Annotated in this window: 11 protein-coding genes; 9 read left to right on the top strand and 2 right to left on the bottom strand. The window is 68.1% G+C overall.

Translation table 11 applies throughout. From position 1 onward, the window contains the following. Positions 1–24: 24 nt before the first annotated feature. Together HFK18_RS05965 and HFK18_RS05960 are read right to left on the bottom strand one after the other, a co-directional pair. Positions 25–657, bottom strand: a complete 633-nt coding sequence (locus HFK18_RS05965; RefSeq protein ID WP_180165076.1) for a YdcF family protein — start codon at positions 655–657, stop codon at positions 25–27. After that, the gene (locus HFK18_RS05960; protein ID WP_180165074.1) at positions 654–1,616 is read right to left on the bottom strand and encodes a pyridoxal-phosphate dependent enzyme; all 963 of its coding nucleotides are present in this window, start codon (positions 1,614–1,616) and stop codon (positions 654–656) included. Before HFK18_RS05960 ends, HFK18_RS05965 begins: the two co-directional genes overlap by 4 nt. Positions 1,617–1,775: 159 nt before the next feature. Between HFK18_RS05960 and HFK18_RS05955 the strand changes: the two genes are divergently transcribed. From HFK18_RS05955 to HFK18_RS05915, 9 genes are all read left to right on the top strand, one after another. Next, on the top strand, positions 1,776–2,258 hold the full coding sequence (locus HFK18_RS05955; RefSeq protein WP_180165072.1) for a hypothetical protein: 483 nt from the start codon (positions 1,776–1,778) through the stop codon (positions 2,256–2,258). A gap of 557 nt (positions 2,259–2,815) precedes the next feature. After that, positions 2,816–4,705 carry a tRNA uridine-5-carboxymethylaminomethyl(34) synthesis enzyme MnmG gene (gene mnmG, locus HFK18_RS05950; RefSeq protein ID WP_180165070.1) on the top strand — a complete coding sequence of 630 codons (1,890 nt, stop codon included), beginning with the start codon at positions 2,816–2,818 and terminating at the stop codon, positions 4,703–4,705. Positions 4,706–4,881: 176 nt separating this feature from the next. Beyond that, positions 4,882–5,412, top strand: a complete 531-nt coding sequence (locus tag HFK18_RS05945; protein WP_099819819.1) for a gamma carbonic anhydrase family protein — start codon at positions 4,882–4,884, stop codon at positions 5,410–5,412. Between the two features lie 124 nt (positions 5,413–5,536). After that, positions 5,537–6,226 (top strand): RDD family protein, encoded by a 690-nt coding sequence (locus HFK18_RS05940; RefSeq protein WP_180165068.1) that lies wholly within the window; start codon positions 5,537–5,539, stop codon positions 6,224–6,226. Beyond that, positions 6,223–7,215, top strand: a complete 993-nt coding sequence (locus HFK18_RS05935; RefSeq protein ID WP_180165066.1) for a stage II sporulation protein M — start codon at positions 6,223–6,225, stop codon at positions 7,213–7,215. The genes HFK18_RS05940 and HFK18_RS05935 overlap by 4 nt, the downstream gene beginning before the upstream one ends. Next, a complete protein-coding gene (locus HFK18_RS05930) occupies positions 7,205–8,839 on the top strand; it encodes a DUF4129 domain-containing protein (RefSeq protein ID WP_180165063.1) in 1,635 nt (544 codons plus the stop codon). Before HFK18_RS05935 ends, HFK18_RS05930 begins: the two co-directional genes overlap by 11 nt. Then, positions 8,836–10,020: a DUF4350 domain-containing protein gene (locus HFK18_RS05925; protein WP_180165061.1), complete on the top strand. Its 1,185-nt coding sequence runs from the start codon at positions 8,836–8,838 to the stop codon at positions 10,018–10,020. The genes HFK18_RS05930 and HFK18_RS05925 overlap by 4 nt, the downstream gene beginning before the upstream one ends. Beyond that, the gene (locus HFK18_RS05920; RefSeq protein ID WP_100553942.1) at positions 10,017–11,003 is read left to right on the top strand and encodes a MoxR family ATPase; all 987 of its coding nucleotides are present in this window, start codon (positions 10,017–10,019) and stop codon (positions 11,001–11,003) included. Before HFK18_RS05925 ends, HFK18_RS05920 begins: the two co-directional genes overlap by 4 nt. Continuing rightward, complete coding sequence (locus tag HFK18_RS05915) at positions 11,000–12,298, top strand: DUF58 domain-containing protein (RefSeq protein WP_180165060.1); 1,299 nt, start codon at positions 11,000–11,002, stop codon at positions 12,296–12,298. Before HFK18_RS05920 ends, HFK18_RS05915 begins: the two co-directional genes overlap by 4 nt. The last annotated feature ends 31 nt before the right edge of the window (positions 12,299–12,329 follow it).

Raw genomic sequence — 12,329 nt, 5'->3', positions numbered from 1 at the left:
CAACTACCAACAGCAGGTCCGTGCTCAGGTATTGGCCGGTGAACTCAGCGGCGGCCGCACAAGATCACGGTGGAAGAAGTAGATCTCCTGCACCAGGAAGCGCCAGCTGGTATGGAAGCTGCGGAAGCGCGTGCTCGGCGTGGACGACGCCAACGCCTGGATGCCCAGCGCCTTGCTCAGGCGCAGCGCGCGCGCCATGTGCAGCGGGTCGCTGACGATGATCACCGAATGCAGCTTGCGCTGGTCCATCAGCCGCTTGGCCTCGACCAGGTTCTGCACGGTATTGCGCGAGGCGGTCTCGATGAGGATCGCGTCATCGGGAATGCCGTGCTTGAGCGCATAGCGGCGGGCCACCTGCGATTCCGAGAAGCGCGCGCCGCTGCCGCCATAGCCACCGGTGAAGATCAGCAAAGGCGCGTAGCCGGCGTCGTACAGATCCAGGCCGTGGCGGATGCGTTCTTCAAATACCGGCGACGGCTTGGCATCGTAGGCCGCCGCGCCAAGCACGATGATCGCGTCCGCCTTGGCCGCCTGGTCGCGTTCGCCGACCCAGACGATCCAGGCGGTCACGCCCAGCAGCCAGATCACCAGCAATACGAACAACCGCCACAACCAACCGAGCAGGCCGGTGCGTTCGCGATGGCGGCCGCGGCTCATGGCGCTCCCCAACGCAGGGCAGGCAGATCGACATTGCCACCGGACAGCACCAGCCCCACGCGCAGGCCGGCGAAGCGCGCAGGCTGCGCAAGCACCGCCGCCAGCACGATCGCCGAGGACGGTTCGACCACCTGCTTGAGCACGTCCCACAGCAGGCGCATCGCCGCCACGGTGGCGGCATCGTCAACCACGATGACCTCCGCGCCCGCAGATTGCAGCAGCGCGAAGTTGGGTGCGCCGATCAGCGTACGCAGTCCGTCGCAGATCGTGTCCGGGGTAAATGCCTCCTGCCGCTTGCCAGCCGCCAGCGAACGGGCGGTGTCGTCGGCACCGGCCGGTTCGGCCAGCACCAGCCGGGTGCCCGGACTGGCGTGCTGCAGGGCCAACGCGGTGCCACTGGCCAGGCCACCGCCGCCCACCGGCACCACCAGCACGTCGAACGGACCCTCGCTGTGCAGCAGCTCCAGCGCGGCCGTGCCCTGCCCGGCCATCACCGCGGGATTCGTATAGGGATGGACCAGAGTGGCGCCGGTATCAGCCTGCACCTTGGCGCAGGTGGCCTCGCGGTCAGCGATGGTCGCCGGGCAGCGCCAGAGGGTGGCGCCATGCCGGGCAATGTTGGCCAGCTTGGCGGCCACCGCCCCTTCGGGCACCACCACGTGGCAGGGAATGCCCCGCGTGCGGGCAGCCAGCGCCAAGGCGGCGCCGTGATTGCCTGAGGAATGGGTCACCACACCGGCACTGGCGTGATCGGCATCCAGCGACCACACCGCATTGCAGGCACCACGGAACTTGAACGCGCCACCCCGCTGCAGGTGCTCGGCCTTGAACGCCAGTCGCGCGCCAGCCAATGCGTCCAGCGTGCGCGAGCGCAGCACCGGGGTCACGCTGGCATAGGGCGCTATCCGCGCAGCGGCGGCAAGGACGTCATCAGCGCGGGGCAACAGTGAATCGCTCATGACGCAAGATTAACGTATGCCTCCGCGCTGGCGAGGGCGCCATCGGTCATGCCAGCATGCTGGCGTACACCGCCATTCATCCTGAGCGGTGGAGTTAAGGGCTGATTCAACGCTGGCGGCTGAAGCTGCCTGCATACCCGTCCTCTGGGGGGACCCATCATGAAAACGCGCCTGATGCTTGCCGGTGGCCTGTTGCTGGCCCTGACCGGTTGCACCACTTACGACTATGTCGGTGGCCGCAGCGGTGGTTACTACCACGGTGCGCCGTCGGTGGAGTACCGCTACCCCAATGGTTACCCCTATGACGCCGGCTACCCGTATTACGGTGGCTATGGCGGCTACGGCGGTGGCTATTACGGCTACGGCGGCCCGTACTACCAGCGGCCGATCTACCGCCCGCCGCACAACAACCACCGCCCGCCGCCGCGTCCGGGCAATGGCGGCGAGAACCGTCCGCCACCGCCGCCGCGCCAGAACAATGGCGGCTCGCCCTGGCGCAACATGGATTCAATGCGTCGTCCGGCGCAGCCCGCGCAGCGGGTAGAGCGCCCGTCGCCGCCGCCGCAGGCACGACCGGCTCCGGCTCCGCGCGCGCCGAGGATGAACAGTTCCCCCTGGCGTGCGATGGATCAAGAGAGATAGCTCACAGTTGCGGGTGTTCCGTCTTGCATTTCACACGGTCCAAGCCTCAATCTACGCAGGTGGTGACGGCCCGCGTCACAAAGTGACAAAAACGTTAAGGGCACGTCCCAAACAGCTCTGCGTCGATATCCGACAGGAACATCTGGATCCCCCCTGTTCCGGCCCTGTCGGATGTCGGCACCTTTGAAGACGAACGGCCCCGCACTGCGGGGCCGTTTGTTGTTGGGGGCACCAGGACGCCCGGGACAGTAGATCCACGCCATGCGTGGATGACGCTTTCCCGGAAGCCAAAAAAACAGGGCCGGACAGTCCCCCGACTGCCGGCCCCTCTGCTTCCCCACCGTGCGCCTGTACCGGCCCCTGTTCCAATTCCGGTCACCAGCGCCTGCGGCGCCAGCCACGGTGGGTGCTATTGGGTTATCTGCAAATATCCTGCCAACTTTAGGGTTGATTTCGACGCCAGCCGGCCGGCGCCAGCGTCCCTGCCCCGATTGGCGCTAAAATCGCCACCCCGGCACGGCCCCCCGGCCGCGCCTGCCCCTTGTTGAACAGCCTCCATGATCGATTCCTTCCATCGTTACGACGTCATCGTCATCGGCGGCGGCCACGCCGGCACCGAGGCCGCGCTGGCTGCGGCCCGTACCGGCGTGCGCACCCTGTTGCTGACCCACAACATCGAAACGGTGGGGGCGATGAGCTGCAACCCGGCCATCGGCGGCATCGGCAAGGGCCATCTGGTCAAGGAAATCGACGCCCTTGGCGGTGCGATGGCGCATGCCGCCGACCGCGCCGGCATCCAGTGGCGCACGCTCAATGCCTCCAAGGGCCCGGCCGTGCGCGCCACCCGCTGCCAGGCCGACCGCAACCTGTACCGCATGGCGATACGCGCCATCGTCGAAGGCCAGGCCAACCTGACCGTGTTCCAGGCGGCGGTGGATGACCTGGTCATCGAGGGCGACCACGTGCGCGGGGTCATCACCCAGACCGGCCTGCGTTTCGACGCCGAGGCCGTGGTGCTGACCGCCGGCACCTTCCTGGCCGGCAAGATCCATGTCGGCCCGACCCAGTACGCCGCTGGCCGCATGGGCGACCCGCCGGCCACCACGCTGGCCGCGCGCCTGCGCGAGAGGCCGTTCCAGGTGGACCGCCTGAAGACCGGCACGCCGCCGCGCATCGACGGCCGTTCGCTGGACTACAGCGTGATGGACGAACAGCCCGGCGACACACCGCGCCCGGTGATGTCCTTCCTCGGCTCGGTGGATGAGCATCCGCAGCAGGTCAGCTGCTGGATCACCCACACCAGCGAGCAGACCCACCAGATCATCCGCGACGCTCTGCACCGCTCGCCGCTGTACAGCGGCCAGATCGAAGGCATCGGCCCGCGCTACTGCCCGTCCATCGAAGACAAGGTGGTGCGCTTCGCCGAGAAGGCCAGCCACCAGATCTTCGTCGAGCCGGAAGGCCTGGGCATCGTCGAGATCTACCCCAACGGCATTTCCACCTCGCTGCCGTTCGACGTGCAGCTGGAGATGGTGCGCAGCATCCGCGGTTTCGCCAACGCGCACATCACCCGCCCTGGTTACGCCATCGAGTACGACTTCTTCGATCCACGCGGGCTGAAGGCCTCGCTGGAAACCAAGCTGGTCAATGGCCTGTTCTTCGCCGGCCAGATCAACGGCACCACCGGTTACGAAGAAGCCGCCGCCCAAGGCCTGCTGGCTGGCCTCAACGCCGCACGCCAGGTGCGTGGCCTCGATGGCTGGTGCCCGCGTCGCGATGAAGCCTACCTTGGCGTGCTGGTGGACGACCTGATCACCCACGGCACCAACGAGCCCTACCGCATGTTCACCAGCCGCGCCGAATACCGCCTGCAGCTGCGCGAAGACAATGCCGACCAGCGCCTGACCCCGGCCGGCCGCGAGATGGGCCTGGTCGATGACCGCCGCTGGCGTGCCTTCGAGGCCAAGCAGGCCGCCGTGGCCGCCGAGCGCACCCGCCTGGGCGCGCTGTGGGCGACGCCGGCCAATGCGCTGGGCCGCGAAGTACAGGAAACGCTGGGCGTGGCAGTCAGCCGCGAAACCAACGTACTGGACCTGATCAAGCGCCCGGAACTGGATTACGCGCAACTGATGCAGGTGCCCTCGCTCGGCCCGGCCGTGGCCGATGGCAAGGTGGCCGAACAGGTGGAGATCGGGGTGAAGTACGCCGGTTACCTGGATCGCCAGCGCGAGGAGATCGAGCGCCAGCAGCGGCATGAAGCAACCCCGATTGCCGGCGATTTCGACTACGCCATCGTGCGTGGGTTGTCAGCCGAAGCGCTGCAGAAGCTGGAGCGCGTGCGGCCGCAGACCATCGGCCAGGCACAGCGCATTCCGGGCATGACCCCGGCGGCGATCTCGCTGCTGCTGGTACACCTGGAGCGCGCGCGGCGCGGACGCGTGGCGTAACGCGGGATCGGCAAATGCCATCCACGCATGGCGTGGATCTACTCGCGGTCCGATCTGGTAGGTGTCGACCTTGGTCGACACGGATGCATGAAGCATCCCGGTCGCTGCAGGCGCCCGCAGGGTCGGCATCGGCAGAGCGCGTATCATCGTCGTGTCAGCCCCACCTGGAGACATCGATGACCCCGCTGCGCCCTTTCCGCGACAAGATGCCGGTACTCGGCCAGCGCGTGTATGTCGATCCGGCCTGCACCATCATCGGTGATGTCGAACTGGCCGACGACGTGTCGGTCTGGCCGGGCACGGTCATCCGCGGCGACGTCAATTTCGTCCGCATCGGTGCACGCACCAATGTGCAGGACGGCACCATCATCCACGTCAGCCACCACAGCCCGTACAACAAGGCCGGCTACCCGACCCTGATCGGCGAAGGCGTGACTGTCGGCCATGGTTGCATCATCCACGCCTGCAGCATCGGCGATTACAGCCTGATCGGCATGGGCGCGTGCATCCTCGACGGTGCCCGGGTCGAGCGCCATGGCTTCGTCGGTGCCGGCGCCGTGGTCGGCCCCGGCAAGGTGGTGGGCGAAGGCGAACTGTGGGTGGGCAACCCCGCCCGTCCGGCGCGCACGCTCAGCGACAAGGAGATCGAGTCGCTGCATTATTCGGCCGACCACTACGTGCGGCTGAAGGACGAGTACCTGGGCTGAGCCCGCATCGCCAATGGCCGGGCTCTGCTAAAGTCTTGGCCCGACCAGGAACCGTCGAGACCCCCATGCCCGTGGCTGCACGCCGGAGAGGACTCCAGCGCCCACTTCGGCGGCCATCGCGCTGATGGCCGCGCCGATGCTCGATACCTACCGCGAGGTGGTAACGCCGGAAGGCGTGCCGCTGCAGTTGCCTGCGGCCGGACCGATGCCGCGCGCCCTGGCCTGGCTGGTCGACCTGGCAGTCCGCTTCGGCGCGCTGACCGCGCTGTCCATTCCACTGGCCCTGCTGGATGAGTTCGGCCGCGGCCTGTACATGGCGCTGATGTTCCTGCTGATGTGGGCCTACCCCATCGTCTGCGAAGCGCTGTGGGGGCGCACCCTCGGCAAACGTGTTCTTGGCCTGCGGGTGCTGGCACAGGATGGCGCACCGGTGGGCTGGATGGCATCGATCACCCGCAACCTGCTGCGCACCGTGGACATGCTGCCCTTCGGCTACGCGCTGGGCCTGATCAGCAGCCTGTTCGATCCGCATGGCCGCCGCCTGGGCGATCTGGTTGCCGGCACGATGGTGGTGCATTCGCCACCGCATTACCTGCCGCCGCCGGCCACCATCGACAGCGTGCTGGCGCCGCCGCAACCGCTACGGCCGGAAGAACAGGCCGCAGTGATGGCCTTCGCCGAACGCGCGCCACGCCTGTCTCCCGCGCGCCAGCAGGAGCTGGCCGGCATCGCCGAGCCATTGACCAGTGCGTCCGGCCAGGTCGGCGTGCTGCGCCTGTATGCGATGGCCAACTGGCTGCTGGGTCGACGATGAAGCAGGAACAGTTCGTCGCCCGCCATCAACAGGAATGGCATGACCTGGAGCAGTGGCTGCAGCATCGCGCAGGTGCCTCGCGTCGGCGTCGGCGCAAGCCGGGCGCAGAGGAGGCCGGCGATGTCAGCTTCCCGCAGCGTTACCGACGGCTGTGCCAGCAGCTGGCGCTGGCCCGCGAACGCGGCTACAGCCCGCAGCTGGTGCAGCGCCTGCAGCAGCTGATGCAGCACGGCCATGGCGTGCTGTACCGCACGCCACCCACCCGCTGGCGGCGCGCATTGGAATTCCTGGTCGCTGATTTCCCGCTGCTGGTACGCAGCCAGGCGCGCAGCATGTGGGCGGCGCTGGCGATGTTCGCGGTGCCCGCGCTGGCCTGCTTCGTGCTGGTGCAGGTGTACCCGGACAGCATCCACCTGCTGATGGACAACGGCCAGATCGCCGAGATGGAACGCATGTACGATCCATCCGCCGAGCGCCTGGGCCGCGACAGCGGCACCGACTGGATGATGTTCGGCTACTACATCATGAACAACATCAGCATCGCCCTGCGCACCTTCGCCAGCGGCCTGCTGGCCGGATTGGGCACGTTGCTGGTGCTGGTGTTCAACGGCATCACCATCGGCTCGGTGGCGGGCCATCTGCAGCACATCGGCCACGGGGGCCCGTTCTGGCGCTTCGTGGTTGGCCACGGCGCGTTCGAACTGACCGCCATCGTGATCGCTGGCGGTGCCGGACTGCAGCTGGGCATGAAACTGCTGGCGCCCGGGCGGCGCCGCCGCCTGGATGCGCTGGTCGAAGGGGGACGCATCGGCGCGCGGCTGTGCCTGGGCGTGGCCTTCATGCTGCTGCTGGCAGCGTTCGTGGAAGCGTTCTGGTCGTCCATCGCCGAAATCCCGGCTGCAGTGAAGTTCAGCGTGGCCGGTGTGCTGTGGGCCGGCGTGCTGCTGTGGCTGTGGCGCGGTGGACGCGGAGGCAGCCATGCGGATTGACCACCTGGACGTGGTGCTGCGCGCGCGCAGCAGCTGGGAAGCAATGGAGCTGGGCACCGCGCTGGCCCGCCGCCATGCACGCGGCGTGTGGGGCAGCTGGCTGCTGGCCAGTGCGCCGTTGTTCGTGCTGTTCAATGCGCTGGCCTGGTGGCTGGATGGCTTCGGCTGGGCCTGGCTGGCGATGTGGTGGTGCAAGCCTTTGTTCGAGCGCGCGCCGCTGTACGTACTTTCGCGCGGCATCTTCGGCGAGCGGGTTGGTCCGCGCGCTGCACTGCGCGCGCAGCGGCAGTGGGGTGGCAGTGGCTTCTGGGGCTACCTGGGCTGGCGCCGTTTCAGCGGTCTGCGCAGCCTGTGCCTGCCGGTCAATCTGCTGGAGGGCAATGCGCCCGCACAGCGCGGTGCTCGCCGGCGAGCGGTCGCTGCCGGCGCCGCGGGCCCTGCACTGGTGCTGGCGATGATCTGCCTGGCCTTCGAGCTGGTGCTGGTGGTGGGCGCGATCGCAACCATCTTCATCTTCATTCCCCTGGAACTGCTGCCCGAATCCTGGCGCGCGGCGTGGGCGATGGTCAGCGTGGAAGCGCCTGCGTGGGCCAAGCTTGGCCTCAACCTGCTGTGCTGGCTGGCAGCGGCGCTGATCGGCCCGTTCTACGTGGGCGCTGGCTTCGGCCTGTACTTGAACCGGCGCACGCAGATGGAAGCCTGGGACGTGGAAATCGCCCTGCGCCGCCTGCGCGAACGCTTGCTGCCCATCGCCTCTTCGTTGGTGCTGCTGCTGTGCCTGGGGCTACCGTTGGCGCCCGTACACGCGCAGGACGCCGACACACCGGACGCCGCGCAGACCGCCACGGCCAACGCCGATGAAGACGCAGAGGCGGAGGATGCTGAAGAAGCCGATGACGTGGCCACTGCGGAAAACGATCCGGCCAATACACCGGCGCTGATCTTCGGCGACACGCCGGTGGATACCGCTGGCTTCCGCCAGGCCGTGAACCGCGCCTATGAAGATCCGCTGCAGCGGCCGACGCGGCAGGTCAGCCGGTGGAAGCCGATCGAAGACGCGGCCGAAAAGAACAAAGACAAGAAAGAGCTGCAGAAGGACACCGGCAGCAACGCCGACCGCAAGGCGCGCAGGAGCGGCCAGCTGTGGCTGGCACGGATCGCCGAATGGGGCCTGTGGGGACTGCTGGGCGTCCTGCTGCTGGTGCTGCTGTTGACCGCGCGGCTGTGGCTGCCGTGGTTGCGCGGTTCCGGCCGGCGCAAAGAAAAGCAGGCACCGCAGATCACCGAAGAGCAGGTGGTAATGCCGGTGGTGCTGCCACCGGATGTAGCGACCCAGGCCGGCTTGCTGTGGGACCAGGGACGCCCGCGGCAGGCGCTGGCCCTGCTGTATCGCGCCAGCGTACGCACGCTGGTGGAGCGCACAGGTATCGCGTTGCCGCCCGGTGCGACCGAAGCGCAGTGCCTGCGTGCCTCGCGGCGCATGACCGACAGCAGCGACCGTGAACTGTTCGCACGCATCGTGCGCATGTGGCAGTACGCCGCCTACGGTGGCCGCCTGCCCAGCCGCAGCGATTTCGATGCGTTGGCCAGTACCCTGCGCCAACAGTACGGGTGGCACGCATGACGCCGCGCCTGTTCTGGTCATTGCTGCTGGGCGCACTGGTCCTGTTCGGGGTACCGCTGACGATCCTGTTCCTGCGCACGCACGAAAAGGTGACCGAGACCGTGGTGCTGCCGCCGCAGGGCGAAGCCAGCTACAACCCGCTGTATGTGTTGGGCCAGGCCCTGCGCGCCGACGGCATCGAGGTGCAGTCCCGGCAGCGGTTGGACCTGGCACAGATGCCACTGGCCGCCACCGATACGCTGGTGCTGCTGCAGGACACCGCCGACATGCCGCCGCGCACTGCGCAGGCTCTGCTGGACTGGGTGGATACCGGCGGCCATCTGCTGCTGCGCACGCAGCCGCCGGCCGAGGACGACGCCAGCAGCACGCAGGGTCCCTTGCTGGACAGGATCGGCGTGGACAGCCTGTTCCATGGCAGCGACTGCCAGCCCTTCCATGTGGTCGATGACCCCAGCCATGTCGAGTTCTGCGGCGGCCGGCGCTTCAGCCTGGGCTTCCAGGCCAACGCCACGGCCGAGCGCCGCTGGGGTGGCAACGAAGGACTGGTGTTCGCGCGTCTGCCACACGGCAAGGGCCGCATCGACGTGCTGGCGGACATGGACGTCATGCGTGGTGAAGGACCGAACGCGTCCACGCGCCGCCGCCCTGTCGATGCTGTTGCCCGCGATGGCCTGCATGACCTCTCGCACCGCGACCTGACACGCTACCTGCTCGATCCCAACTATGGCCGCGGCACGGTCTGGCTGGTGTACGGCAGCCGCCCGCCCTCCCTGGCCGCGCGCATCTTCTACCAGGGCTGGCCACTGTGGGTGCCGTTGCTGCTGGCGATCCTCGGCTGGCTGTGGTCGCGCGCGCAACGCTTCGGCAGTGCCCTGCCCGCACCGGTGATCGAGCGCCGTTCGTTGCTGGAACACGTCCGCGCCAGTGGCGAACTGCTGCTGCGCTTCGGGCATGGCGCGCGCCTTTACCAGGCCGTGCAGGCGTTGTTCCTGCATCGCCTGCGCCTGCGTGCACCCGTGGCTGCCGCACTCGATGGTGTTGCGCGTGACCAGGCCATCGCCGCGGTGCTGCAATGGCCGGTCAGTCGTGTCACCAGTGCACTCACGCCGCCTTCGCCGCATGATTCCTCCGCCCTGCGCGAGCGCATCCGCTTGCTGCTCCAGATGAGATCCCTGCTATGACCGATGCCCCTGAACTTCCGGCGGCCGCCACCGCCCGCCTGATCGAACGCGTCGACGCCATCCGTCAGGCCGTCGGCCATGCCTTCATCGGCCAGGCCGATGTGCTCGACCAGATCCTGGTCGCCCTGCTGGCCGGTGGCCACGTCCTGATCGAAGGCGTGCCCGGGCTCGGCAAGACCCTGCTGGTGCGCGCGCTGGCGCAGGCACTGGAACTGGACTATGGCCGCGTGCAGTTCACCCCCGACCTGATGCCCAGCGACGTCAGCGGCCATGCGGTGTACGACCCGAAGAGCGAGAGCTTCAAGATCCGTCGCGGCCCGGTGTTCACCAATCTGCTGCTGGCCGATGAAATCAACCGCGCCCCGGCCAAGACCCAGTCCGCGCTGCTGGAAGTGATGCAGGAAGGCCAGGTCACCATCGAAGGCAAGGCCTTCACCCTGGCGCCGCCGTTCATGGCGCTGGCCACGCAGAACCCGCTGGAACAGGAAGGCACCTATCCGCTGCCGGAAGCGCAGCTGGATCGTTTCCTGCTGAAGGTGCTGATCGACTATCCGCAGCTGGAAGACGAGAAGCGCATGGTCGCGGCGATCACCAGCGGCCGTGCCGCCAGCGATTTCGACCTGAGCCAGGTGCCGCGCGTACTCGGTGCCGGTGAACTGTTGGCGTTGCAGCAGGCGACCGCGGCGATCACCGTCGATGACGAAGTGATCGACTACGCGGTGCGCATCGTGGCCGCCACCCGGCAGTGGCCCGGCATCGCCGTTGGTGCCGGACCGCGCGGCAGCATCGCCCTGGTTCGTGCCTCGCGCGCGCAGGCGGTGCTGGCCGCGCGTGATTTCGTCACCCCCGATGATGTCCGCGACATCGCCCGCCCTGCCCTGCGCCACCGCATCGCACTGGCACCGGAGCTGCAGATCGAAGGCCAGGATGCCGACGATGTGCTGGGTGCGCTGCTGGCCAAGGTCGAAGCACCGCGCCGATGAGGCCTGCGCCGCTGCTGCTGGCGTTGCTGCTGGCCTGGGCCGTGCTGGGCGGCATGGTGCTGGGCGGCCTGCTGCCGCGCTGGAGCTGGGCGCTGGCCGGCGCATTGATTGCGGTGCTGGCACTGGTTGATCTGTGGCGACAACGGCGACGGCCGTCGCCCAGCGTCGAACGCGACGTGCCCGAGGCGCTGGCACTGGGCGTGCGTCGCGAGATCTGCCTGCGCCTGCACAGCGAACAGAACATGCACGTGCACGTGTTCGATCTGGTGCCGGGCGGTTGGCCACTGGAGTCGCTGCCACAGCGCGTGCCGTTGCGGGCCGGCCATGTCAGCTCCCTGCATTACCACGTGCAGCCGCAGCAGCGCGGGCGCTTTGCCTTTGAAGGCGTGCAGCTGCGCATCCGCTCGCCGTGGCGGCTGTGGTGGCAGCAACGCACGCTGCCACCGGCGCTGGAGGTACGGGTCTATCCAAACTTCGTGCCGCTCACCCGCTTCGCGCTGTTCAGTGCCGACCAGGCCTCACGCCTGGTCGGCGCCCATGTGAAACGGCGGCGTGGCGAGGGCACCGACTTCCACCAGATGCGCGAGTACCGCATCGGCGACAGCCTGCGCCAGCTCGACTGGAAGGCCACCGCACGCGCGCGCAAGCTGATCTCGCGCGAGTACCAGGACGAGAAGAACCAGCAGCTGCTGCTGATGCTCGACAGCGGCCGGCGCATGCTGGCCAGCGAAGGCGGGCTCTCGCATTTCGACCATGCCTTGAACGCCTCGCTGGTGGTGGCTTACCTGGCGCTGCGCCAGGGCGATGCCGCCGGCCTGTTCGCGGTGGGCGGCGAGCGCCGCTGGGTGGCACCGCAGCGCGGCATGGGCACGGTGCAGCACCTGTTGCGCGCCAGCTACGACCTGCAGCCACAGGCGGTGGCCACCGATTACCTGGCCGCCGCCACCGAAGTATCGCTGCGCCAGCGTCGACGCGCGCTGGTGATGCTGGTCAGCAACGTGCGCGATGAAGACATCGAAGACCTGCTTGCTGCCGTGCGCCTGCTGCAGCGCCGCCACCTGGTGTGCGTGGCCAGCCTGCGCGAGCGCGAGCTGGATGCCGCGCTGGAGGGCGAGGTGCATACGGTGGAAGACGCCGCGCAGGCTGGCGCCGCCGCGCTGTACCTGCAGCAGCGCGCGCAGGCGCACGACGCGCTGCGTGCCGAACGGGTGATGGTGCTGGACGTGACCGCCGATGCGCTGCCCGCAGCGCTGGTGGAACGCTACCTGGCGGTGAAACGCGAAGGGTTGCTGTAACCGGTAATGCCGGCCGCTGGCGGGCGGATCA

This window comes from Stenotrophomonas sp. SbOxS2, from assembly GCF_013416715.1.
GTDB lineage: Bacteria > Pseudomonadota > Gammaproteobacteria > Xanthomonadales > Xanthomonadaceae > Stenotrophomonas > Stenotrophomonas lactitubi.
The sequence above is the reverse complement of the archived record's forward strand: the minus strand, read 5'-3'. Positions and strand labels throughout refer to the sequence as shown.